19 protein-coding genes are annotated in these 24,476 nt (G+C 68.9%); 5 read left to right on the top strand and 14 right to left on the bottom strand.

The features are described from left to right. The first annotated feature begins 102 nt into the window (after positions 1-102). Entirely contained in the window at positions 103-1,323 is a 1,221-nt protein-coding gene (locus ACTXG6_RS11295) for a PucR family transcriptional regulator (RefSeq protein WP_445187723.1), read from the top strand. Between the two features lie 59 nt (positions 1,324-1,382). Continuing rightward, positions 1,383-2,195 (top strand): DUF3891 family protein, encoded by an 813-nt coding sequence (locus tag ACTXG6_RS11290; protein WP_445187722.1) that lies wholly within the window; start codon positions 1,383-1,385, stop codon positions 2,193-2,195. Between the two features lie 13 nt (positions 2,196-2,208). Here the strand turns inward: ACTXG6_RS11290 and ACTXG6_RS11285 are convergent, their stop codons facing one another. The 13 genes from ACTXG6_RS11285 to ACTXG6_RS11225 form a co-directional block, all read right to left on the bottom strand. Then, positions 2,209-2,436 carry a hypothetical protein gene (locus ACTXG6_RS11285; RefSeq protein ID WP_445187721.1) on the bottom strand — a complete coding sequence of 76 codons (228 nt, stop codon included), beginning with the start codon at positions 2,434-2,436 and terminating at the stop codon, positions 2,209-2,211. Between the two features lie 152 nt (positions 2,437-2,588). Beyond that, on the bottom strand, positions 2,589-3,893 hold the full coding sequence (locus ACTXG6_RS11280) for an acyl-CoA dehydrogenase family protein (RefSeq protein ID WP_445187720.1): 1,305 nt from the start codon (positions 3,891-3,893) through the stop codon (positions 2,589-2,591). A gap of 122 nt (positions 3,894-4,015) precedes the next feature. Beyond that, positions 4,016-4,465, bottom strand: coding sequence for an RrF2 family transcriptional regulator (locus tag ACTXG6_RS11275; RefSeq protein ID WP_445187719.1), 450 nt, complete (start codon positions 4,463-4,465; stop codon positions 4,016-4,018). A 145-nt stretch (positions 4,466-4,610) separates the two neighbouring features. Then, positions 4,611-5,921, bottom strand: coding sequence for an acyl-CoA dehydrogenase family protein (locus tag ACTXG6_RS11270; RefSeq protein WP_445187718.1), 1,311 nt, complete (start codon positions 5,919-5,921; stop codon positions 4,611-4,613). A gap of 545 nt (positions 5,922-6,466) precedes the next feature. Continuing rightward, positions 6,467-7,507, bottom strand: coding sequence for a magnesium and cobalt transport protein CorA (locus ACTXG6_RS11265; protein ID WP_445187717.1), 1,041 nt, complete (start codon positions 7,505-7,507; stop codon positions 6,467-6,469). Between the two features lie 637 nt (positions 7,508-8,144). Then, positions 8,145-9,047, bottom strand: coding sequence for an ROK family protein (locus tag ACTXG6_RS11260; protein ID WP_445187716.1), 903 nt, complete (start codon positions 9,045-9,047; stop codon positions 8,145-8,147). After that, the gene (locus tag ACTXG6_RS11255) at positions 9,044-10,066 is read right to left on the bottom strand and encodes an SIS domain-containing protein (RefSeq protein WP_445187715.1); all 1,023 of its coding nucleotides are present in this window, start codon (positions 10,064-10,066) and stop codon (positions 9,044-9,046) included. The genes ACTXG6_RS11260 and ACTXG6_RS11255 overlap by 4 nt, the downstream gene beginning before the upstream one ends. 35 nt (positions 10,067-10,101) lie before the next feature. After that, a complete protein-coding gene (locus ACTXG6_RS11250) occupies positions 10,102-11,631 on the bottom strand; it encodes a GMC family oxidoreductase (protein WP_445187714.1) in 1,530 nt (509 codons plus the stop codon). 43 nt (positions 11,632-11,674) lie between these two features. Then, entirely contained in the window at positions 11,675-12,433 is a 759-nt protein-coding gene (locus tag ACTXG6_RS11245) for a DeoR/GlpR family DNA-binding transcription regulator (RefSeq protein ID WP_445187713.1), read from the bottom strand. Between the two features lie 27 nt (positions 12,434-12,460). Further along, complete coding sequence (locus tag ACTXG6_RS11240) at positions 12,461-13,921, bottom strand: APC family permease (RefSeq protein ID WP_445187712.1); 1,461 nt, start codon at positions 13,919-13,921, stop codon at positions 12,461-12,463. 362 nt (positions 13,922-14,283) lie between these two features. Beyond that, positions 14,284-15,120, bottom strand: a complete 837-nt coding sequence (locus ACTXG6_RS11235) for an alpha/beta hydrolase family protein (RefSeq protein WP_445187711.1) — start codon at positions 15,118-15,120, stop codon at positions 14,284-14,286. Positions 15,121-15,252: 132 nt separating this feature from the next. After that, the gene (locus ACTXG6_RS11230) at positions 15,253-16,005 is read right to left on the bottom strand and encodes a DUF4118 domain-containing protein (RefSeq protein ID WP_445187710.1); all 753 of its coding nucleotides are present in this window, start codon (positions 16,003-16,005) and stop codon (positions 15,253-15,255) included. A gap of 364 nt (positions 16,006-16,369) precedes the next feature. Continuing rightward, entirely contained in the window at positions 16,370-17,473 is a 1,104-nt protein-coding gene (locus tag ACTXG6_RS11225) for a diaminopropionate ammonia-lyase (RefSeq protein ID WP_445189974.1), read from the bottom strand. A 224-nt stretch (positions 17,474-17,697) separates the two neighbouring features. Between ACTXG6_RS11225 and ACTXG6_RS11220 the strand changes: the two genes are divergently transcribed. Beyond that, positions 17,698-18,594 (top strand): LysR family transcriptional regulator, encoded by an 897-nt coding sequence (locus ACTXG6_RS11220; protein WP_445187709.1) that lies wholly within the window; start codon positions 17,698-17,700, stop codon positions 18,592-18,594. Between the two features lie 40 nt (positions 18,595-18,634). On the opposite strand, the gene ACTXG6_RS11215 is transcribed toward ACTXG6_RS11220, so the two are convergent. Further along, entirely contained in the window at positions 18,635-19,813 is a 1,179-nt protein-coding gene (locus ACTXG6_RS11215; RefSeq protein WP_445187708.1) for a M20/M25/M40 family metallo-hydrolase, read from the bottom strand. Between the two features lie 145 nt (positions 19,814-19,958). On the opposite strand from ACTXG6_RS11215, the gene ACTXG6_RS11210 reads away from it, so the two are divergent. Further along, positions 19,959-23,024: a GAF domain-containing protein gene (locus ACTXG6_RS11210; RefSeq protein WP_445187707.1), complete on the top strand. Its 3,066-nt coding sequence runs from the start codon at positions 19,959-19,961 to the stop codon at positions 23,022-23,024. Positions 23,025-23,209: 185 nt separating this feature from the next. Continuing rightward, a complete protein-coding gene (locus ACTXG6_RS11205; RefSeq protein WP_445187706.1) occupies positions 23,210-24,445 on the top strand; it encodes an MFS transporter in 1,236 nt (411 codons plus the stop codon). The last annotated feature ends 31 nt before the right edge of the window (positions 24,446-24,476 follow it).

Below are 24,476 nucleotides of genomic sequence, written 5' to 3'. Positions count from 1 at the left end.
GATGAACTCTAAGATCCAGAAGACGCTCCCGGCTACGGTCAACCGGTCAGGCCCGACGGCCCGAATTGACCATTTGGCGCGGTTGGGCGAAGCTCCGCTGTCGTGACCAGCGTGGCGACCAGCCCGGAGACCCTCGCCCGCGTCCGCACGGTCGCGGCCGCTCTGCTCCCCGAGTCGCCCCAACTCGGGGCGGAGTTGGCCGACCGGATCAACTCCCGGCTGCCGGAGTTCGCGCGGATGAACGCGAGCGCGCTGGTCGTCGCCAGCTGTCAGGCCAACAGCAATGCGCTGCTCGACGGGCTGATCCGCAACGTGCCGATGCACGCGGTAGCGCCCACCGTCGAGGTTCGGCAGCTCACCCGCGCGCTCGTCCAGCGCGGGCTGGCTCTCCCGGCGGTGATGCGCGCCTACCGCATCGGCGCCCAGCACTGGACCGAGCAGTGGGCCGAGGCTGTCGCCGTGCACGCCGGGGCAGGCACGGACGCCGTCGCGGTCGCGCAGGCCGGCACGAGCTTCGTACTCGGGTGGCTCGACGAGGTCAGCGAACGCCTGGCCGAGGAGTATCGCGAGGAGGCCGAGCGCCTCGCGCGGGAGCGATCACTGGCCCAGGTCGAGGACGTGCGGAGGGCGCTGACCGACCCCGACCTCGACATCGCGGCCACCAGCGCGCGCCTCGGCTACGACCTCGCCGGGCGACACGTCGCGCTCGTCCTGCGGCACTTGGCCGGCGACGCCGGTGCGGCGGTGCGGCAGCTCACCGCCGCGATCAGCAACGGCCGACCGCTGATCGTCCGTGTTGACCTCGAGACGACCTGGTGCTGGGTGCCGTACGCCGCCGCGCCATCGGTCGCTCCGGCGCCGGACGCGTCGCTGGTCGCGGCACAGGGTCGGCCACGACGCGGCTTGGCCGGGTTCCGCGAGAGTCACCGCGAAGCGCTCGCGGCGTTGCGGGTCGCTGAACTCGCCCAGTGCGGTCCCGGGACCCTCACCCGCTACGACAACGTCGCCGTCGCCGCGGTCTGCTCGGTCGACCCCGAATGGTGCCGGACGTTCGTCCGCACGGAGCTCGGCGCGCTCGCGGCCGACGACGACGCGGCGCGCCAGCTCCGCGCGACACTCGAGGAGTTCTTCGCGGCGAACAGCAACTTCCGTGCGACCGCCGCCCGGCTCGGCGTCCACCACAACACCGTGCGCTACCGCCTGGAGCGCGCCGAGCAGGTGCTCGCCCGTCCGCCGGCCGACCGGCGCCTCGCCCTCGAGCTGGCGCTGCACCTCGCGTCACGACTCGGCCCGTGGGCGCTCGACCACGATGACGCCCGGTGAACGGCGCCGCGATGGCATGATTCGCACAGCGTGGTCAGCAACCGGCATCAGGACGGCGAATGATTCTGAGTAGGTACGACGGGCGGTTGCTTGTCGTCCGGCAACCCGACCACGGTCTGCAGACCGGACTGATCGCTGAAGCCTGGGGCAACGACGAAGTGCCCCCGCCGACGGAACATCGTGCGGCCGAGCGCCTGGCCGCGGCCCATCACGACGACGGCTGGGCGATCTGGGAACGCCATCCCGACATCGACCCGGCAAGCGGTCAGCCCATACAGTTTCACCAGGTCAAACCCCGCGAGCACATCCCGGCCTACCGAGCTGGCATCGAACGCGCCGCCCAACTCGACCCGTGGACGGGCCTGCTGGTCAGCATGCACGGTGCGGGCCTCTACAACGACCGCTACGGCTCGTACCGCCTCGAGGAGGTCGGCGAGCAGGCGCTCACCGACGTCGAGCGCGCTCTGGTGAACGAGTTCCTCGCCGACATGGCCGCACTGCAGTCGAACCTGTACAGCGAGGCTGTGGGACACCGCGCACCCGGTGCACCGCACGAGGTGCCCGAGGTGATGTCGGCCTACCTTCTCCTGCAGGTCTGGGACCGGATCTCCCTGCAGTTCGCGCTCCGCCACGGCGCGGACGGAGTCATCGCCCCGCTCCCCGCCCCGAACGGGCGCGGCGAACTGCGTTGCCGGGCCCGTGGCCGGTTCACCCTGGCGCTGGACCCCTACCCGTTCGCCACCGACACCGTCGACATGCCCGTCACGGCCAGCCTCGTGGCCGACCGCGTGTACTCCGACCCCGAGGACTTCATCGCCACCCTTGCCTCGGCCGGGCAGACCGAGATCGAGTGCACCGCCACCAGGCTCTGATGCAGACGTGCGTTCAACGCCGCCCTTGGACCGACCGGGGGTAGCGGTTCCGCACTGGCCCGGAGTCCGTCAGCTCGATGTCCCACCGGTGCAGATCCTCGGCCGCGGCGGCCTGCTGACGCGCGCCCAGCCGGCCGCCGGCGCAGTCGGCGCTGAACACCCCGCTCTGCCAACCGCAGTCGCAGACGACCTGCACCGTCTCCTTGTCCAGCTCCGTGATGACGACCGTCCGGTGTCGCATCGAGCCACTATCGCAGATAGCGACCATCGGTCACAAGATCTGCGTACCGATTTGCGGATAGCGGCGAAACGCCAGGACCCAAGGCCTCAAGCGCCTGGCTCTCCGGGTACCGCCTACGACGAAGGAACCACCGGTCGCCAGTTCCGCCTCAACTAGCCGATCTCCGTGATCACCCCGTAGCCCTCCATCGACTTGGTGAATTCAAGTGGCTCCGAGTCCACGAACGTGTCTGGCGAGAAGGACCGATCAGCCATGACGCCCCACGCCCTGCGCCGCTGCATCGCGAGATTGCCCGCGTCGTACAACGAGAAGACCGCGGCCTCTCGATAGAACTTGTCCATGGGGAACTTGCGATCGAGAGCATTGACGCCGACAACGCGCATGCAATCGAACACAACACTCTGCATGAGATCGCCGCAGAACGTCTTGTTCATCCCTCCGAGCGCGTGCCCCTGGTCGCCGAACTTGTCCATGTAATGAGCAGCTTTCCAGCAGAAGTAGCGGCCGGCCTCGATCTTCGCGGCAATCTCGGTGAGCAGGTTCCCAACCGCCTGGTGGTTGATGATCGGGCTCGATCCGCCACCTGTGTAGGTCTTCGACCACTTGAGCGCAAACTCGTAGGCACCGCGCGCCACGCCGACAGCAGCGATGCTGGCGATCGGGGCAGACCAGGTGAAGTTGCGGTTGATGACCAGGTCACCGTCACCCTCGGCCAGCAGGTTCTCCTCCGGGACACGTGCCCCGTGGAATGTCATCGTCACGTTCTGACAGGCGCGGTGCGCCATTTTGTCGATCACCTCGTACTCGATCCCGGGGGTGTCGCGCTCGACGAGGATCGCACTCAGACCCGTTTTCCCACCCTGGGCCCGGTCTGTCCGGACGATGCAGAGGTTGACGTCGGCGCCGCGGAGATCCCACCCGCCGGAGTTGCACGGCCAGTGCTTCTCCCCGTTCAGCACATACTGCCCACGTGACCTGTCGTGATCGGCGGTGAGCTGAATGCCGGCCCGCGGACTCGGATGATCGAAGTTGGCGGTTCCGCCGCGTTCACTCACGGCCCAGCCCGCGAGGAAATCACCCCGGGTGTCAGCGGTCGCCCGGCCGATCCATTTCTCCCGCTGTTGGTCCGTGCCGAACCAGAGCAACGGCATGAGCGCGAGCCCGTTCACGAGCAGAATCGTGGGAAAGCCGGGGTCGATCGCGCACAGTTCCTCGATCGCGATCAGGAAGTTGACGTTCGTGGCGCCGCCGCCACCGTATTCCTTCGGCAGGAACATCGTGTGCATGCCCATGGCCGCGGCCTGCTCGTAGACCGGCTTCATGGCCCGGAACGCCTCCTGCGGATCGGGCTGCGCATCTGCCATCTCGGCGGCCGGTCGCAGAACCTCACGGGCAAACTCGCGGGTCTGGTACTTGAGCTTCTTCTGCTCGGCGGTCAGTTCGAAATCGACACCCACGGTGGAGCCTCCTACCCGAGCGCGGTGCGACCGCACGCATGGCTTTGCGTTCGACCGACGTCATTCGCCGGCTGTTCCGAGGCCACACCGTTATGGCCGAATTCGGTGGGTTCAGAGCGTGTCTAGTGCCCGGCGACGCCGCGGATCATCCCGAGCGCGCCGCGCAGCCCCTGGTCGTTGCTCGCGATCTCCTCGAGGGTGGCCTCGTCGAGAACCGCGAAGTAGGCGTCCAACGCCCGCGAGAAGACGTTGCGGGCGCCACAGACGCCGGCGATGCGACAGTACCGAGCAGGTCCCAGACACTCCACGACGGCGAAGTCGGTCTCCATCACCCGCATGACCTCCCCCACCGTGATCGTGGCGGGATCCCGGACGAGCGCGACACCGCCGCCGCGACCTCGGGTGGTCTCTACGAGATCCGCGGCCGCCAACCGCTGGACCACCTTGTCCAGGTGGTGCCGGGATACCCGGTGCGCCACGGCGATGTCACCGACGGATCCGCGTCGCCCGGGCGCCACGCGTAGATACATCAGGACACGCAGAGCGAAATCCGCGTGGCTCGTGTGTTTCATGCTCGGCTCGTCTCGATCGGGACCGGCACGAACCGTACCTGTCGGCGAGCCGGCCGTGCGACCGGAACTGGCGGCGACGCCAGGGCAGACATGGAAGACCCCGGCCCGACCTCGCTGCGCGGATCGGGCCGGGGATCCCGGCGGATCAGCCGGCGATGGTGTCGATCGACTCGTGGTGCTTCTCGAACTTCACGTAGTCGTCCTCCATGATCGCGCGCGGGTTGAACATCGGGTCGGCCAGAATGCCGTGCACCCGGCGGCGCTGCATGCCCATGTTCCCGCCGTCGTAGATCGGCAGCACGGAGGCCTCACGCAGGATCTTGCCGAACCCGTTCTTCACCTCCAGGCTGTTCACCCCGACGATCTGCATGCACTTGAACACGCAGTCGAACATCAGCTCGGTCACCTGGATCTTGTTCATCGCGCCGACGAGCTCAGCGTGGTGGTCGTGCTTGTCCAGGTAGTCGGCCGCCCGCCAGGAGAAGTACCGACCCATCTCGATCTTGGACGCAACGTCGCCAAGCACGTAGCCGACGTTCTGGAAGCCGATGATCGGCTTGAGCGCTCCCGCCGTGTTGCCCTTGGCGAAGTCCAGCGCCATCTCGTAGGCCGCCCGGGCCATCCCCACCGCGGCGATCGCGGCCACCGGGCCGGACCAGGCGAAGTTCCGGTTGATCACGAGGTCGCCGTTGCCCACCGCGCCGGGCATCAGGTTCTCCACGGGGATCCGGGCGTTGTCGAAGGTGATCTCGGCGTTGGACGCGAGCCGGTGGCCGGTCTTGTCGAGGTGCTTGTAGGTGACGCCCGGGGTGTCGCGCTCCAGGATCAGTGCGGAGAGGCCCTCGGTGCCGCCCTTCTCCGAGTCGGTTCGGACGATGAGGGTGCCTGAGTTGACACCGCGCTCGTCCCAGCCGGCCGAGGAGGGCCAGTACTTGCGACCGTTGACGACGTAGGCGTCACCGTCGAGAGTGGCGGTCAGGCCGACGCCGGCCGGCCGGGGCAGCGGGATGTCGAAGTTCGCCGTACCCGACGGGTTACCGGGGGGCTCGCTGGCGGTCCAGCCACCCAGGTACTCGCCGCTCGGGTCCGACGTGGCGGCGCCGAGGAACCTCGACTTCTGCTCCTCGGAGCCGTACCAGGCGACCGGCATCAGCCCCAGCCCGTTACACAGCACGGTGCAGGCGAACCCCGGGTCCACCACGCAGATCTCCTCGGCCGCGATGACCAGGTCCACGCAGGAGACCCCGCCGCCGCCGTACTCCTTGGGCAGCATGCACATCGCGATCCCGGCTTTGTAGGCCTCGATGTACGCCGGCTTGGTCATCTGGAAACCCTTGAGTGGATCCGGCTCGGCGTCCGCCTCCGCTACGACGGGCTTGAGCACGTTCTCCGCGAACGCCCGTACGTCGTACTGCAACTTCTTCTGCTCGTCGGACATCGTGAAGTTGATGGTCATGGCTGCTCCGATGTGAGGGTGCTGACGAGGAACTTGCAGGACCGACGGATGGTCGATGGCCGGCCGGCGATCGCGGCAAACCATCCCGAACCGGCATTACAATGGCGTATTTTGGAAGTTGCGCGCTCATTGCCGGATGTTTTATTCACCTCTCGGCCGCCCTGCGCGACCTGTGAGATCGCTCGCATCGAGGCCCGTCGACCGACAGCGATCCGGCTCGGACGGGCACGCCGCAGCGCTCGTCACGAGTCGCCCCGGCAGCGAACACAGGTGTCTCTAGCAGCCGTGAACTGCGACTATAGGACCGTCGCTCGCTCGAGACTCAACGCTCGGCCGCTCGACTACGCGCCGGCACCTTCACCTCCCAGACCTCAGAGGTGCACGCCCCACCGCATTACCCTGAGCGACCCCAAGTGCCTCCCGGTCGACGCGCAGAGCGGGTTCCCGGATTTAACCGGTACGTGACACGCCGTTTTTTGGGTGAGAGCCACCTGACGGCGACCGCGATCCTCGGCTTTTTGCACCGAACGGTCTCATTAGAGTAGCTAGAGCCATCCTCGGCGCCGGAACACCAGGTAGAGCACGAGCGGGAGCGCCAGCATGAGCGCGATCGCCATGGGGTAGCCGAGCACCCAGTGCAGTTCTGGCATGTGGGTGAAATTCATCCCGTAGACGCCGGCGATGAGGGTGGGCGCGAAGAGGATCGCCGCGATCGATGAGATGCGCTTGACCTGCTCGTTCTGCTGATAGCTCGCTTCGGTCAGCCTGGTCATCTCCGCGTTCTGTCGCTGCGCGACCAGCGTGGCGTGCACCGAGAGGATGTCGGTGAGCAGCTGGCGAAATCCGTCGAGGCGCTCGATCACCCGCGTCACGTGATCGGCGACGTTGCGCAGCAGTCGTCGCAGCTCGACCTCCGCTCCGCCGGCGCGGTCCTTGAGCATCTCGCGGAGCTGGATCAGCACGTCGGTCAGGGGCTCGACGGCGCGCTGGAACTCGATCACCTCACGGCTGAGCTGATAGATCCGTCGAGAGGCCTCGGGGTCGCCGTCGAACACCTGTATCTCGATCTCGTCGATGTCCCCGCGCAGCCCGTCCAGCACTGGTGCGTAGTCGTCCACGACCTTGTCCAGCACCGCGTAGAGCACCGCGTAGAGCACCGCGTAGGGGCCGTGCCGGAGCAGGTCGGAGGTCTCCTCGAGGCGGCGCCGCACCTCGGCGAGGTCGGGCTTCTCGGCGTGGCGCAACGCCACGACGAAATCGGGGCCGAGGAACAGGTGCAGCTCGCCGATCTCGACGACTTCGACCGGGTCGACGTACCAGGCCGGGCGCAGTACGACGAACAGCGTCTCGCCGTAGCGTTCCAGCTTCGGCCGTTGGTGGGCGTCGATGGCGTCCTCGACCGCGAGGGGATGCAGGTTGAACTCCTCGGCGACCGATTGGATCTCCGCTTCGGAGGGCCGCAGCAGCCCGATCCAGCAGAAGCTGTGTCCGGTGTCGGGGCAGCGCCGCAGCTCGTCGTAGGTTTGATCCAGCGAGGCGGGCTGGATCGCGCGCTTGCCATCGATGTAGATGGCGTTGTTCACCATCGGCACTGTCGCAGCCCTCTCACGGATCAATCTCCGAACCAAATTAACCGCAACGTACCAAGTTCTTCCTGGTCACATCCGTGCTGGCGGGGGACATATCGGACGCCCGTTCAGGCCGTATCCATCTTTGCCCAATTGCCATCAAGGCTCCGCAAAAGCGCCGCTGCCGCCGTACCGCGAGGACGGAGTATGCGAAGGCGAGAGGTACCGCGGTTTGCGGGCGGGGAGGGGCGAGCGGTGAGTTCTGAGAGGGCGCGGTCGTGCGCTCAGCACCGCGGGTTGAGGGGAAATCCACGATGGCGCGGTTGATCATTCATCGACCGGTTCTCCCGTCTCCGGGCAACGGGCGTAGATTCCGGCTCTTCCTCGACGGCTATCGGCTCGATGACCTTGGCAATGGGGGCGAGGTCCGGACGCCGATTGAGGCCGGGCCGCACACGCTGACCGTTCGGTGCTGGCCGATGACTTCTGGTGCGCTCAACTTCTCAGCCACGGTCGACGCCAGAATGGACGTCTCCGCCTATGTGGATCCATGGTCATCGTTGCAACTCAGCCTCGACGACCGACGGGTCGAGGTCCCTTAGTTGAGGTCGCTGGAGACCTCGGACAGGACCGCCACCGCGACGATCTCCTTCGCCTAAGCTGTCCTTCTCGCCAGGATCGCGGCGCCGATCGCGCCGGCGAGGTTGCCGAGTTCAGCGGCTCGCAGTTCGAGCACCGCGGTGAAACCGGGGGCCCGGCGGAGGCTGCGCCGCATGCCCGTCTCGGCCAGGTCGAGATACCGCGCCGCGCCGCCGCCGATGACGACACGATCCGGCTTGAGCAGAGTGAGCAGGGTTCCGAGTCCGGCCCCGACTCGTCGGCCGTAGACATCGAACACGGCGGCAGCGTCTGGATCTCCGGTGCGCGCCTTGATGGCCAGTTCGGCCGATCTGTTGCCGGTGAGCCGGTCGAGCGCGGTACGGGAGGCAAGTTGCTCCCAGCACGTCGGGAGCCCGCAGTAGCAGGGTGCCGATGGGCCGTTGACGGCGAGGTGTCCGGCTTCGGGGTGACTGCCGTCGGCGGCTCGGGCGGCATGGCCGTGGCAGAACAGCGCCACACCGATGCCGGTCCCCAGCGTGACGACGAGCAGCGTGTCGCTCCCGCGGCCGGCCCCGTTGTTGTGTTCACCGATAGCGGCGGTGACGGCGTCGTTGTCGATGACGCAGCCGATGCCGAGTCGGTCGCTGATGATGTCGGTGATGGGGATGTCGGAGTAGGCAGGCAGTGTGTCGGGGTTGCGGATGACTCCGAGCCGGTCGACCGGGCCGCTGGCGCCGATACCGACCGCACGCAGCGCGAAACCGGCCGCGGCCGCGGCGATGCTGTCGGCGAGCTCGGCTGCGGCCCGGGTGGGCGAGATCCCCGCGGCGGTCGGGCTGCTCGTCTCGCGGCGGACGGTGCCGTCGGCGTCCAGGACGACGATGCGTGTTCCAGTGCCGCCGAGGTCGACTCCCACGGTCACCGGCCCGGCCTCGTGCGGGCGGGGCGGGGCATTCATAGCGCGCTGGTGATTTTGCTCCCGAACAGGAAGGAGCCCGGGGTGATGTTCCTGGCTCTGGCCAGCTCGACGGTGAGGTGCTGTGCGACGACGGCACCATGGGCGAGCTGGTCGAGCAGACCGGGCGAAGGGGTGGAGATCTCGTGCGCCCCGCTGAGTCCGAGGTCGCCGACGGCCAGCACGGTCGAACCGGATCGCAGCAGGTCGGTGCCCAGTTGCTGGAGCGAGGGCCGTGCGGGATCGCTGCCGCCGCCGCTGAACAGAACGGCGGTCAGGCCGGGTCCGGCGAGCTCGAGGGGTCCGTGCCTGAACTGTCCGCCGATGTAGCCCTCGGCGGGGATCTTCGATGCTTCCTTGGTGATCAGGCCGGCGTATAGCGCGGTCGCGGCGTGGTCGCCGAAGCCGACGAAGACCATCCGAGCGTCGGGGGTGGTGGCGAACGTCGTCGCGATCTCGGCCAGGACCGCGGCGGGGCTGAGCGCTTCGAGGACCTTCGCCGTGTGCCACGGGTCCTGGCCGGGCACGCCCGTGAGCAGTTGCACGATCCGCTGGTGGGCGGCGAGGGAGTTGAGGTAGCTCTTGGTGCTGACGGTCGCCTCGTCGCCACTGTGCAGCCGCAGCAGCGCGTCGCCGCCGCGACCGAGTGGGCTGCTCGGGTCATTCGTGACGCTGATCAGCGTCGACGTCTGGGTTCGGCGATCCCGGTCGATCAATGCGGCCACCTCACCGCTGGCTCCTGATTGCGACGTGATGATGGCGAGTGTGGCTGGTGTGATCAGGTGAGGTGAGTCGAGGAGTTGCCCGGTGTCGACCCACCACGCCGGTAGTCCCGCCGCGACGAGCTGTCTCCAGGTCGGCAGTGCCGCGAAGTGCGACGAGCCCATGCCGCTGAGGACGATCCGGTCGTAGCGGCCGCCCAGCAGAGCGGCGAGGTCGGTCGGGGTCGTCGACTGCGCGAAGGCACGCAGCGCTCCCGGCTGCTCGGCGATGTCGTCCTCGAAGGGGGTCGTCGGACTCACTGTGCGGTACTCATTTCGCTCGTCGGGACAGGCGGTCATGGTGTGGCGGCCGCGGCGTTCGCGGCGGTGACTGGGGCGAGGTCGAGTAGGCCGGCCGCGATCCGGGCACCGATCATCGCCGTCGGGAGGTTGATGTTGCCTCGGCTGATCGAGGGCATGACCGACGCGTCGGCGACGTAGAGCCCCTCGATACCGTGCACAGCTCCCGATGCGTCGACGACGGCTCCGCTGTCCGATGCGGTGCCCATCCTGCACGTTCCGACTGGGTGGCAGTAGCTGGCGATGTGGGCGAGCGGGTCGCGGTCGTCGTGCGCCGGCCGGCCGATGATCGAGGCGAGGTCGGGCTCCGAGGTCATCGTGCGCAGCAGGTCGAGCGCCTCCGTGAGCACGGCCCGGTCGTGCCCGTCCGGATCGGTGCCGTAGCGGTGCTCGACCAGTGGTGCGGTACCGGGGCCACTGTCGCGGATCATCACCCGGCCCGCCGAGCGGGCCCGCATCGCCCCGCCGTAGAGGCTGATCGGCGGCAGCCCCGGATGGCCACTGTTCGCCCCGGCGACCATGAAGACGTGGATGTCGTAGGGTCCGCCGTCGCAGCGGGAGGAGCGGGCGCGGCCCACGGTCTGCTCGTCGGGGTTCCACGGAGTCCGCGCGAGTTCGTCGAGCAGGCCGTCCTTTCCGTGGAAGTCGAGCTGCACGCAGGCGTGGTCGAGCAGGTTCTCCCCCACACCGGGCAGGTCGATGACCGGGTCGGTGCCGACCGCGGCGAGCTGGTCGGCCGGGCCGATGCCTGATCGCTGCAGCAGCGTCGGCGAGTGGTACGCACCGCCGGCGATGACGACCCGGCGCGCACGCACAGTTGTGGTGGTGCCGTCGGCGCACGCCACCTCGACGCCGACCACCCGAGCGCCGTCGAGCAGGACCCGGCGCACGAGCGCGTCACCGGCGATGGTGAGGTGCGCCGCGGCTCGTACCGGATCCAGGAACGCGAACGCGGCGTTCCAGCGTGTGCCGTCGACGATGTTGACCGGCATCGGGCCGATACCGATCGAGGCGTCGATGTCGTCGAGGTCGTCGGCGAAGGGCAGCCCGGTGTGCACTCCCGCCGCGACGAACGCCGCTTGGGCTGTGGTGAGCTCAGCCATCTGGTATCGGCGGACCCGGAACCGGTCGTGGGCCCAGTCCAGCAGGGGTTCGACCGTGGCGGCCTCCCACCCGGGGTTGCCGCGGCGCGCCCAGTCGTCGTAGTCCTCCCGGGCGCCGCGGGAGATCGTGCAGCCGTTGTGCGACGAGCACCCGCCCACGATCTTCGCCCTCGGCAGGTCCAGCTGGGTTTCGTTCGCGTTCGTGGTGGTGAGGTCCCAGTCGTGGGACAGCGGGATCGCCTTCGCGTCGAGGACGTCGTCCGGCCAGGCGCCGCTGAGGTAAGGGCCGTAGTCGGGCCCTGCCTCGAGCAGCAGGATCGGGTCGGAGCTGTGGTTGGCCAGCATCCCGGCGAAGGCCGAGCCGCCGGTGCCCGCGCCGACAACGATCGTGTCGACCTCGGCGGGCAGGGGTGATGAGGGCATGGCTGTGCTCTTCTCGCGTGGAAGCGTCGTCGCCCGGGGCTGGTCAGGCGATGTGGAGGGTGGTGCCCAGGACTGACAGCGCGTCTCGCTGGGCGCTGCCGAGCTCGGTGTCGGTCACGATCAGATCGGCGGCGTCGAGACCGGCGATCCGCGCGAAGGCGGTCTGGCCGAACTTGGAGGAGTCGCACGCCACGATGCACCGGGACGACGAGGCGAGCGCGGCTCGTTTGACAGCGGCGTCGTCGACGTTCCATTCGGTGAGTCCGGCGCTGACGTCGATCGCCGAGACGGTCATGACGAACGTGTCGAACCGGTGGTCCTGCAGCGTGCGTTCGGCGGCGGGACCGACGAGAGACTGCTCGCCGTGGCGGACGAGGCCGCCGGGGATCATGACCCGGGTCTCCGGTGAGGAGGCCAGGATGTCGGCAACGCGCATGTTGAGGGCGCAGACGGTGAGGTTGCGCCCGACGAGGGCCTCGGCGATGGCGGTACCGGTGCTCCCACCGTCGAGGATCAGCGTCTGGCCGTCCTGCAGCTGACGTGCGACGCTGCCGGCGATCACCCTCTTGGCCGCGAGGTTGAGCCGGGAGCGCAGCGCGAACGGCGGTTCGAAGCTGCCGCTGCGCGTGCGGGCCGCCCCACCGTGCGTGCGCCGGAGCAGGCCCTCGCCCTCGAGTTGGGCCAGATCCCGACGGATCGTCATCTCCGAGACGGAGAACCGGTCGCTGAGATCAGCGATCGTGATCTGACCGCGGGCGTCGAGCAGCTGCAGGATCGTCTGCTGGCGTTCCTCGGCTTGCACCCGGTTCTCCTCTCCTCGACGAACGGCTCAGGCCACGTCCGGCAGCTCGCCGGCGTCTGCCATCCAACCGCGTCGCCCAGGCCGCAGGTTACGGCGGAACAGGACCAGGGCACCGAGAAGGAGGTAGGCGGCAGCGATGACCGGCGCGAACACGACCGGCGCCGCGGGCAACGGGACGATGCTGTTGTAGCCGATGGTCAGCAGCGCGACCGTGGAGATGATCGGGCACACGACGAACGGCAGGACGCGGAACTCGTCGGGATGGGTCGTGCGGAAGTACCTGAATGCCGCGATGTTCATCAGAATAAAGATCGGGATGTAGACGAACGTGCCGGTGGTTCCGAGCAGGTTGAACAGGTTGTACGGGCCCAGCGGGATGCCGACCGCGAGGCAGATGGCAATAGCGACAGCGGTCTGCAGGTACACAGCCGTGATCGGAGTTGCGAAGGTTGTGCTGACCCTGGCCAGTGGCGAGGGTAGCGAGCCGGTCCGCGCCATGCCGAAGATCGTGCGGGTGGAGCTCGTGGTGCAGGCGATGCACACGCCGAGTCCGGAGTTGACCAGCGCGATCAGCACGACGACGGAGCCTCCGCTCCACAACCGGTCGGCGAGCACGAACGCCGGCGCGGTCGAGGAGTTCGCCAGCGCGTCGAGATTGTCGGTACCCCACCCGATCTGCAGACCCCAGGCACAGACCACGTAGAACAGCCCGATGAGCGCCAGCGAGCCGGAGAGGGCCTTCGGAACGAGGCGTTTGGGATCGCGGGACTCCTCTCCGACCGCGGCCGCGGACTCGAAACCGGTGAAAGCGAAGATCGAGAGCACGATCGCAAGGAAGAAGCCGGACGAGGAACCGATGCTGGCGGGGTTGAATCCGGTGAGGTTCACCCCGCCGGGGCCGGGGTGCAGCAGACCGGTCAGCGCCAGACCAAGCCCGACCGCGATCTCGAACAACGACATCACCACCAGGAACCTGATGGAAATGACGATGCCCCGGTAAGCGCTTGCGAAGCACACCACGAGAATCGCCAGCGCATACACCCACCACGGCAGACCGAAACCGATCTTCGCGCTGAGTTCGTCCTGCAGGACGGCGCCGGTGAATGCGGCCAGAGCCGCCGGCACGATCGTCACCATGATCGCGTAGAGCCAGCCGGTGAGGAAACCCCAGCGCGGCCCGATGCCGTGTGACACGTAGGTGTAGAAGCCACCGGCCGACGGCAGATGCCGGGCCAGCCCGGTCATCGGGACCGCAATGATCAGACACACCACGAATGCCGCCAGGTACGTCAGCGGCGCGGCCCGCCCAGCTTGGCCGGTGGTGAAGGCGATTGTGTAGAAGATCCCGAGCGTCGGCGAGATCTGGGCGACCGACTGCATCAGGACACCGGCCAGACCGATCGAACCCTTGCGCAGGTCGGAATGGACGATCTTGTCGGGTTGGGGCGAAGCCGCTGGTAGCGGCGATGCCGGATCGGCGACGGCCACGGGGTTCCTCCAGGACGAGAGGCTGGTGTGGGCGAGCGAGCAGATGAACTGCGCCGAACAAGCAAACATTTGCGATGTGCAGTTTCACATCTAAGATGTTCGATGTCAACGACATCGTGCGACCGGATGTTCAATATCCGCTATCTCAGGGCCAGGGAGCGGCAGCGCCTGGATCTCCGGTGCGCGCCGAGCGCTGGCGACAGGCCGAGCTGCTCGGCGCGACCCGACAGGTCGCAGGGGTATCAACAGAGTGCGCGCTGGCAGGAAGCGACGTGATCCCACGGCGCGCCGACGCTGACGCGGCCCTGGGCCGGTGTGGTTGTGCCTGGTCTATACCCCGTCGCCGAGGCCGGCGCCGTCGCTCACTTCGCTGTGAGCTGCCGGAGGAACCACTGCGTCAGGATCCCGTCGACCACCTTGGCGGCGGGACGTTGCGGGGCCGGTTCCAGTCCGGGCTCGTCGGCCAGCGGGTGCGACAGGTCCGGCACGGTCCTCAGTTCGACCTCGTCCGGGTGCGCGTACCGCCGGCGTAGCGCGTCGATGAGGGCAGCCGCGTCCGTCCGTAGTGCCGGGTGGTCCAGTTCGCCGCTGACCAGCAGCAGCGGCGGTTGTGCCGTGACGTCCTCGGCGCGGGCGACGAAGTCCAGTTCGTCGGCTGTCTTGCGGGATTCGGCGGTCCACGGGTACGGCTCTCCGGAGCCAGTCATGCCGGTCACGACGAGCCCGACGACGGACCGTATCCGCACAGCCGGGTTGACCAGTGCGACCGCCTTGATCGGAGCCCGCCGCATGGTCAGCACCTCCAGCGCCACGGCACCGCCGAGCGAACCGCCCAGGACGCCGATCGGCCCGTCGTCGACCGGAAGCTGATCGCGCAGCGCGACCAGCGCGGCCGGGAACTCCTCAGCGGCTTGGTGGACGAACGGGGCCAGGAAAGCCATCAACGCGTCCTTGCGGGCGAGCTCGATGATGGCGTCGACTCGGCCGCCGACCATCCGTGCGCCACACATCGGCATGCCGAGGTGCACCCGCCAGGCAGGCACCCCGGTCATGGGCAGCGCGGCCGCGAAGGCCGCGTCCGTGCGGGGCGCGTCCAGCATGTGCCAGGTCACGATCAACGGCGCGGGGCCCTCGGCGGAACCGGTCGGCGGGAGCGCCGTGAACGGTACGCCCGCCGCGGTACCGGTGATCGTTCCCACACGTCCCCCACGGTTTCCTGGCCTGCCAAGCCACCGTAGACAGCTCGAACGGGCCGCGGCTCTCTTTCCGCCAGGGGCGAAACGTTTGCCGGTCGACCGCTGACGAAGCCGTGCCCGATCGGCTCATGGCCCTCACCGGTGTTGGTCGGCCAGCGCGGCGCCCACCTGGTTGGCAAGCGCGACCGCCACGCGCAGCTGCTCCTGTGCTGGTCTGACGACGCCGCTGGTGGAGGTCAGAAGGAATCGGCCATGAACGACGCCGAGACTCTGGACCACCAGCGCGATCTCCGTGTCGGTGGGCAGGCCCAGACGACTGAGGTTGTAGGGGCGGGCGTTGTAGGTGACGGTCCCGTCGTTGTCGATGGTCGCAAGTGTGGAACCGGCGCCGGGATCGAAGCGGCAGCGGTCAATCTGAAGGACTTCGACGATCTGTTCGCACACGTGGTCAAGCAGCGAATCAGTGGAGGATCGGCCGGCGCCCACGGACGCGGCGGTCCGCAACACGCCGTCCAGGTAGCCCTGCTGGCGGCTGGCGCGGGCTTGTTGGCGCCGGCCCCAGAGTGCGACCTCGGTGACGGCGGCGCCGACGAGCATGAGCAGCACCGCGGTCTCGATATCGGCGCGGCCGGTGATGTCGAACCGCGTGTAGGGCTCGGTGAGGAAGAAGTCGAACCAAGCCGCACTCGACAACGCGGCGACGAGGCCAGCGGATCGGATGCCGGTGGAGGCCGCCGCGACAATGAGGAGGACCAGACCGAGGGCGGCATTGGTATTCGCGATGCTGTCGCGGAACAGAGTGAGCACCGCACAGGCCAGGAGCGGGAGCAGCGCGGCAACGCCGACGACGAGCGCCCGGTGAGCCTGCAGCTGCGACTCAACCCACACCCACCAGCCCCCACCCCTGTTCATCGGACACCGATGATGGGTCGGCGGAATCGGGGGTTGGCTTCGCGCAGGATCCGCCTGGTCACGCGCAGGACCCGGTAGCCGTGACGCTGTTCGCGGGTGACATCCATGTCCGTCTCACAGTCGGAGGGATCGGAGCTGGCCACACAACCTGGGCCCACTGGGTCCTGATCGTCACGCCAGGGACAGGGAGCCGCCGAGCGGTGCCGTCAGCACAGCTGTCAACAGTCCTGCCTCAAACCCGCGCTCGGACGGGACGTTGCGCGTCCTTGACGCTGGGGTCGGCTGAATTAACGCCGGCTTGACGCACGTTGACAAAACTGTCGGGCGCGGAGCCGAGTTCCTAGGAGGACGTCAGCCAGCTCGGACTCGACTGAGCGTCACCCGGCGACCCGCTCCGTCCCTCCGTGCTGAGCAGCACCAATGACGTGCCGGCCGTTACGTTGAGGAGCGTGCGACGGTCGGCGGCGCCCAGCAGAGTCGCGCGGACGCCCGCAAGAGACGCGGCACCGCTAGGTCCTGAGGCGAGCCCTATCGCCGCGAGGTCGTCTACCGCGCGCGCGGCTTCGTGATCGGTGACCGTGACCGCCGCATCCAGGCCTTTCTCCAGATAGGGCCACGCGATCTTGGAAGGCGTGCCGCAGTTCAGTCCCGTCATGTTCGTTGTGGCGGCTGGCACCGATGCGGGAGTACCGAGGACCAGGCTTCGCAGGACACACGGCGCGGCGTCTGGTTCCACTCCTAGCACGGTCACCTCAGCCGGCCGAAGCGCCGATCGGTAGTGCGTGATCGCTGCCTGGGCCAAGGACCCGACTCCGATCGGGATCGCCACCAGGCCGGCGGGAAAAGCGCGTGCGGCGTGAAGTTGGGTATCAATCTCCCGGAACAGGGTGGAATAGCCTTCGACGATCCACTCCGGAATCTGTTCGTAGCCGGACCAGGACGTGTCCTGCACGAGGACGCTCCCGGTGTCCCCCGCGTAGGCGGCCGCCTCGATGACGGTCTTGTCATACGACGCGGCCGTGACCGTCACCTTCGCTCCTTCGCTCCGTATGCGGGCGATCGCATCAGGTGGGACTACATCTGGCACCCAGATGTCGGCGGGAAGGCCGAGCAGGCTGGCGATGCGCGCCACGGCGTGGCCGTGGTTCCCCTCGGTCGCGGTGACGAGTTGGATCCGGCCGAGCGAGTGCGCCAATGTTCGCAGTCGGGCGAACGTCACCGGACCGGTGCCGTCCCTGTTCGAGCTGGTGTCGTTCTCGGCCAGCGAGCTGAGCGCTCGGAAGATCGCCCAGGAGGCGCCGAGGACTTTGAAGGACGGCAGCGCCAGCCGTGCGGACTCGTCTTTCACAAAGACTCGTGCGACGCCGAGCTCCCTCGCTAGCGTCGGCGCCTCAACCAGTGGCGTCGGGGCATAGCCGGGCAGACTTTGGTGAAAGGCCTGCACCTCTTGCGGCGCGGGCGGACAGCGCCACCGCTGTGCCTCACCTCGTGCGTACCACTGGTGCGCGTTCCGTAGGGACGTCGAGATCGCCATGTCCTCAGCGTGACCGGAAAGAATCAGTCGGTAAAGGTACCGTATCTGAGCTTTGAGCATCAGTCACAGTGAGCCATATACGGGGATTGCTCGGTACTGCTGTCTGATTTCGACCAGACCCGTAAGCTTGAGTGATGCTTGACGTGCGTCGCCTTCGACTGCTCTACGAGCTTGATCGCCGAGGCACGATCGCGGCTGTGGCAGCCGCACTGCATTTCGCACCATCGGGGGTGTCGCAGCAACTGGCCCAACTGGAAGTGGAGACAGGCCTGCCGCTGCTCGAGCGCACCGGCCGGAACGTGCGCCTGACCGAGGCGGCCAAAGCACTTGTCGTCCATGCCAAGGCGGTGCTGACGCAACTCGAACGGGCCGAATCCGAGCTCGCTGCGTTCACCGACCGGCCACGAGGGACCGTGCGCATCGCCTCGTTCCAGACAGCGACGGTCGCGATCGCCCCCGCCGCGTTGGCCGCCCTGCGGGTGCACAGCGGGCTGCGGGTGGAGGTCGCACAGTCAGAACCCGAAGTGGCGCTGCCGGCGCTTCTCGCGCGCGATTTTGACCTGGTCATCTGCGAGGAGTACCCAGGGTTTCGCGGTCCGATATTGTCCGATACCGATCGGGAGCCACTCTGCGCTGATCCGATCGGACTGGCCCGGCCTGTTTCGAACGGGGGGACAACGCTGGCTGATGCCCGGGACGACGTCTGGGTCATGGAGCCGTGCGGCACCGTCGCTCGCGACTGGGCTGTGGCGCAGTGTCGGGAGGCCGGGTTCGAGCCGGATGTGCGGTTCCAGGCCAGTGATATGTCGGTTCATCTGGAGCTGGTCCAAGGTGGGCACGCCACTGCCTTCGTCCCGGCGCTCGCCTGGCGGGGACGCCCGCGCCCGGAGGGGTTTCAGCAGTTGCCGGGGCAGGCCCGGTCGCTGTCGACGGTGGTCCGACTCGGTAGCGAGGCGCACCCCGCGATCCGAGCGGTACGGCACGCATTGAGACGCGCGGCCGGTGCGACGGACCCCTACGTAGGCGACTGAATCCTCGCCTGCTCGCCAACTTCTCGACGGCTTCGCTTGCTCATCGGCAGAAGTCCCGCGCGGCGTGGATCAGGGTTCTCGTGCAGTCCACGGTCCCACGCAGGCTCACCCATTCGACGTCGGCGTGTGCACCTTCGCCCGGCGGCCCGAACAGCACGGTCGGGATGCCGGCGTCGGTGAGCAGTGCCGAGTCGGCCCAAAAGCTCAGTCCCACCGCGGCAGCGGGCCGGTCGAGTCCGGCTTCGACCGCCCGCGACATCGTGCGCGCGATGAGTGAGTCGTCTGAAACCTCCATCGCCGAGCGGGCGAACGTGGTCCGGGCGGTCGCCTCGAACTCGGGATCCGTGGCGCGGCATCGCGCGAGCAGCTCGGCGACGTCGCGTTCGACGTCGGTGACTGTCTCGCCGGGCAGCGTCCGCCGTTCGAGGGTGAGCGTGCAGCGGTCCGGGATCGAGGACTCCTCGCGGCCGCCGTGGATCAGAGAGGCGTGGACGAACCCGTTGCCCAGCGTGGGATGTACGCGGCCGCGGAGCCGGTCGTTGAGCTCGGACACCGCGACGAGCAGCGGCCCGGTTTTGAGGATCGCGTCGCGGCCGAGGTGGGGCCGGGACCCGTGCGCGGCCAATCCGATGACCTCGATCTCGGTCCAGACGAAGCCACGGTGCGCGGTGGCGACCTCGAGCTCGGTCGGTTCGGTGACGACCGCGGCGTCAACATGGACCCGATCGAGGATCTCCGACGCGCCTAGGCTCGAGTACTCCTCATCGGCGACAGCGGCGACGATCACCTGGCCCGGCAGTCGAAGCCGGTTCGCCTCTCGGGCGGCGACGAGCGCGGCGGCAAGACCGGCCTTCATGTCGTAGGCGCCGCGACCGTACAAGCGGTCACCGTCGACGACCGGGACGAACGGCGCCGTCATTCCACCGGCACCGACCGTGTCGAGGTGCCCACACAGCAGAAGGGATCGTCCGCCGCTGCCGGTACTACGGATCACGAGGCTCGGGCGGCCAGCGGTGGCCTCCAGACGTTCGACGTCCAGGCCCGCGTTACGCGCCCAGCTGGTGATCACGTCGGCGATCCGGGACTCGCCGGCACCGCCCAGGACCAGCGAGGGGTTCACCGAATCGACCGCGACCAGCTCCGAGAGCAGCGCGACCACGTCGGACGCGATGCCCGCGGCGTGAGCTGGTGCGTTGTTGTCGGGTGCCGGCTCGATCATGATTCTCCTTCTGGAGCGGGTCGTCGACCGAGATTAGGAATGCCCAACTGAACGGTCCAGCACATGTTTTCCACCGGTACCAGTGGACGCAGACAATGATTGATGCGAGCCCGGGCGGTGGGGCCGAAGGGGGCGGAGGGGGGCGGTGACGATTTGCGGATTCGGTTGGCAACGCCCGCTGCGCGGCATGCTCGTGGGAACCGTCGGCGTCGCGGCGGTGACCGTAGCGATCTGGGCGCTGCAGCCGGTTGTTCCGGTGTCCGCGCTGGCCGGTCTGTACGTGCTGGCGGTACTGCCGGTCGCGGTCTTCTGGGGGGTGTCGCCGGCCCTGATCGCCGCGGTCTTCTCGGCGTTGGCGTTCGACCTGTTCTTCTTCCCCCCGCTGTTCGCGCTCACCCCCGCCGACCCCCACATCGCCGCGATCCTGGTGATCTCGGCGGTGACCGCGGTGGTGGTCAGCGAGCTGGCTGGGCGGATGCGGCGGCGCGCGAGGGAGGCGGAGTCGCTCGCTCGGGAAGTTCGGCGGATCGCCGAGGAGCAGGCGGCCCTGCGTCGGGTCGCGACACTGGTGGCCCGCGGTGCGGCATCGGCAGAGGTGTTCGCCTCGGTGGCCGCCGAGGTGGGCGGGCTGTTCGGCGCCGACGCCGCGGCGGTGTTCCGCTTCGAGCCAGAGCGCACCGCCACCGTCGCCGGCCGATGGAGCGTGTCCGACACGCTGTTCCAGGACGGTGCGCGACTGCACGTGGACGGCGTGGGCGTCACGGTGACGGTGCTGGAAACCGGCCAGCCGGCGCGCAGCGAGCGGTCCGAGGGCCCTCCGGGGTCCACCTCCGGCTGGTTCGCCCAGTTCGGCGCCCGGGCGGGGGTGGGGGCACCGATCAGCGTCGAGGGCCGGTTGTGGGGCGCGGTGGTGGCCGGCGCTACCACGCCGGAGCGGCTGCCGGTGGGCAGCGAGGCCAGACTCGCGGGGTTCACCGAGCTGGTCGCGACCGCGATCGCCAACGCGCAGGCCCGGGCGGAGCGGAGCGGCTTCGCCGAGGAGCAGGCCGCGCTGCGACGGGTGGCCACCCTGGTCGCCCGGGCAGCGCCACCGGAGGAAGTGTTCGCCGCGGTCACCGCGGAGGTCGGGCAGGTGCTGCACGCCGACCTCACGATCCTGGGCCGCTACGACCCGGACGGGGTACAGACCGTCGTCGGGGCATGGGCGAGCAGCGGTGCCACCGGGCCCTTCTCCGTCGGCACCCGGGTAGAACTCGGCGGGCGGAACATTGCCACGCTGGTGTTGCAGACCGGTCTGCCGGCGCGGATCGACGACTACGCCGACACCACGGGCCCGGCCGGGGAGCTCGCGCGCGAGTGGGGGCTCCGCTCGGGCGTCGGAGCACCGGTCAGCGTCGAGGGCCGGCTCTGGGGCGTCGTGAACATGGCGTACACGCAGGAGGAACCGCTGCCGGCAGACAGCGAGGAGCGGTTGGCCGGGTTCACCGAGCTGGTCGCCACCGCCATCGCGAACACACAGGCCCGCCTGGAGCTGCGCGGCTTCGCCGAGGAGCAGGCCGCGCTTCGGCGGGTGGCCACCCTGGTCGCCAGGGCCGCGCCGCCGGAGGAAGTGTTCGCAGCGGTCGCGGAGGAGGCCGGGCGGCTGCTCGAGGTCGACTTCACGATCCTGAGGCGGTTCGGGGACGGCGAGCAGGTATCGGTCGGCACGTGGTGGAGCGGCGTCGGCGTCGGCGAGCCGTTCCCGGTCGGCACCCGGGCCGGGCTCGGCGGGCGGGACGCGATGTCGACGGTGTTCAAGACGGGCCGGCCGGCGCGGATCGACGACTACAGCCTCGCCTCGGGCCCGGCCGCCGATGCCGCACGCGGCTGGGGGCTGCGTTCGGCGGTCGCGGTGCCGATCAGCGTCGCCGGCCGACTCTGGGGCGCGGTGGCGGCGGCGAACACGCACGATGAGCCGCTGCCGGCGGATACCGAGGCCCGGCTGGCCGGGTTCACCGAGTTGGTCGCCACCGCCATCGCCAATGCCCAGGCCCGGGTGGAGCTGCGTGGGTTTGCCGAGGAGCAGGCCGCGCTGCGGCGGGTGGCGACCCTGGTCGCCAGGGCGGCTCCGCCGCACGAGGTGTTCGCCGCGGTCACCGCCGAGGTCGGGCGGCTGCTGAAGGCCGACTTCACCGTCCTGAGCCGCTACGAGCCGGACGGCGCGGTGACCGTCGTCGGCGCCTGGGGCAGGGTGAATGTGGGCCGGCCTCAGCCCATTGGTCTGCGCCTGGAACTCGGCGGCCACAACCTGTACACCGTGGTGTTCCAGACCCGCCGGACAGCCAGGATCGACTACGCCGAGGCCGCCGGGCCTGCCGCCGACGTTGCCCGTAAGTGGGGGTTCCGCTCTGCCGTGGGTGTGCCGATCAATGTCGAGGACCGGCTGTGGGGCGTCGTCAGCGTAGGTTCCGCCAGCGAGGAACCGCTGGCGGCCGACACCGAGGCGCGGCTGACCGGGTTCACCGAACTGGTCGCCACCGCACTGGCCAACGCCGAGGCCCAGGCCGCGCTCACCGCATCACGGGCCCGGATCGTGGCCGCCGCCGACACCGCCCGCCGCCGCATCGAGCGCGATCTGCACGACGGAGCCCAGCAACGGCTGGTGACCCTGGCGCTGCACCTGCGCGGCACCGTGCAGGCGGCCGTGCCACCCGAGGCCCACGAGCTCAAGGCACACCTGGACGAGGTGGCCGCCGAGGTGGTCAGCACCCTCGACGAGCTGCGCGAGCTCGCCCGCGGCATCCACCCGTCGGTCCTGGCCAACGGCGGGCTACACCCGGCGCTCACCACGCTCGCCCGCCGCTCCGCGATCCCGGTCGACCTCCACGTATCAATCGCCGGGCGACTACCCGAGCAGATCGAGATCGCCGCCTACTACCTGGTCTCCGAGGCGCTCACCAACACGGCCAAGCATGCCCACGCCACCAAGGTCCGAGTCGAGGTCGACACCGGCGAGGGCGATACCGTGCTGCGAGTCCTGGTCCGCGACGACGGCCGCGGCGGCGCGGACCTGTCCGGCGGAACCGGCCTCGTCGGGCTCAAAGACCGGGTCGAGGCACTCAGCGGCAGGCTCTCGGTTACGACCGCCCCCGGCGCGGGCACCACCCTGCGCGCCGAGCTGCCGCTGCACCCGGGCCCCATGCCCTCCCCGGATGACCTAGCGACGGTATGACAAGCCAGACATAGCCACGCTGCCGGGCTGAGCCCGCCGCCCTATACCCGATCTTCATACAGACATTTCCCGCTGGCAGGTAATGAATTTTGGGCGCTGGCCGCGCAGACATGCCTCCACCTACCAGCGATGGTGATGAGGTGTGCAGTCGGCCGAAAAATGTCAGGCAGTCGTCGGGGAACCGCGTGACCACCACAACCCCCTCGATGTTCGCCGCGCTCGCGGTGCCGAACTTCCGCCGCTACGTCTTCGGGCAGGCGCTGAGCCTGATCGGCACCTGGGTCGAGACCGTTGCCCAAGCCCTTCTTGTGCTGCACCTGACCCACTCGGGCACCATCCTCGGTCTGACCACCGCGGCCCGGTTCGCCCCCATCCTGCTGCTGTCCCCCTACGCGGGGCTCCTGGTCGACCGCTACTCCAAACGGCACGTGCTGCTGGCCACCCAGATCGGGCTCGGGCTGGTGTCGGCGACCCTCGGGGTGAGCGTGCTCAGCGGACACGTCGCCCTGTGGCAGGTCGTCGCCCTTGCCCTGCTGTTCGGCACGCTGAGCGCGGTCGACAACCCGGCCCGGCAAGCCTTCGTCGCCGAGGTCGTTGGCCGGGAGCTGGTCCGCAACGCAGTCACCCTCAACAGCACCACTGTCAACGTTGCCCGCGTCATCGGTCCGGCCGTCGCCGCCGTGCTCGTCACAACGGTCGGCATCGGCTGGTGCTTCATCGGCAACGCCGTCAGCTTCGGCTTTGTCATCGCCTCCCTGCTCGGTCTGGACGTCAGGCAGCTGCATCCGGTCGCACCGATCGCACGTGCCCGCGGCCAGTTACGAGCCGGGCTACGCTACGCCGCCGGAGTGCCGGCGATCGCCCGGCCGCTGCTGATGATGGCCCTGGTCGGCACATTCACCTTCGAGTTCGAGGTCAGCCTGCCGCTGCTGGCCCGCGACACCTTCCACGGCACCGACACCACCTACAGCTGGCTGATCGGCGCGCTCGGTGCCGGCGCGATCGCCGGCGGCCTCTACGCCGCCCGCAGCGCCCGCACCGGCGTCACCCGACTCACCAGAGCCGCCGTCGCATTCGCGGTCGCGGTCGGCCTGGCCGCCGTCGCCCCGACACTGCCCACCGCGGTTGCCGCCTGCGTCCTGGTCGGCGCGGCCACCATCACGTTCCTCACCACCGGGAACTCCACCATCCAGCTCGCCGCCGACCCCAGCTACCGCGGCCGGGTCACCGCCCTGTGGTCGACGGCGCTGGTCGGCAGTACCCCGATCGGCTCCCCCATCGTCGGGTTGATCTCCGACAGGGTCGGGCCCCGGTACGCGTTGCTACTCGGTGCACTCGCATGCCTCGCCGCGGCCGTCATCGGCGCCCGCCGACCCGCCCACGGCGTCGACCCCGTCCCTGGCAACACGCTCCCGGCCTGACCGTGTCCCCCGATGACGTCCGCGAAGCACT

Source organism: Pseudonocardia sp. Cha107L01, assembly GCF_052566575.1.
Note: the sequence above shows the minus strand (reverse complement) of the source record. Positions and strands in the feature narration are given on the sequence as shown.

Bases quoted from the DNA above. Each gene is read 5' to 3' on its own strand.
- ACTXG6_RS11270 (WP_445187718.1), bottom strand. From the start codon at position 5,921: ATGACCATCAACTTCACGATGTCCGACGAGCAGAAGAAGTTGCAGTAC.
- ACTXG6_RS11260 (WP_445187716.1), bottom strand. From the start codon at position 9,047: ATGAATGCCCCGCCCCGCCCGCACGAGGCCGGGCCGGTGACCGTGGGA.
- ACTXG6_RS11290 (WP_445187722.1), top strand. From the start codon at position 1,383: ATGATTCTGAGTAGGTACGACGGGCGGTTGCTTGTCGTCCGGCAACCC.
- ACTXG6_RS11220 (WP_445187709.1), top strand. From the start codon at position 17,698: ATGCTTGACGTGCGTCGCCTTCGACTGCTCTACGAGCTTGATCGCCGA.
- ACTXG6_RS11250 (WP_445187714.1), bottom strand. From the start codon at position 11,631: ATGCCCTCATCACCCCTGCCCGCCGAGGTCGACACGATCGTTGTCGGC.
- ACTXG6_RS11285 (WP_445187721.1), bottom strand. From the start codon at position 2,436: ATGCGACACCGGACGGTCGTCATCACGGAGCTGGACAAGGAGACGGTG.
- ACTXG6_RS11265 (WP_445187717.1), bottom strand. From the start codon at position 7,507: ATGGTGAACAACGCCATCTACATCGATGGCAAGCGCGCGATCCAGCCC.
- ACTXG6_RS11275 (WP_445187719.1), bottom strand. From the start codon at position 4,465: ATGAAACACACGAGCCACGCGGATTTCGCTCTGCGTGTCCTGATGTAT.
- ACTXG6_RS11215 (WP_445187708.1), bottom strand. From the start codon at position 19,813: ATGATCGAGCCGGCACCCGACAACAACGCACCAGCTCACGCCGCGGGC.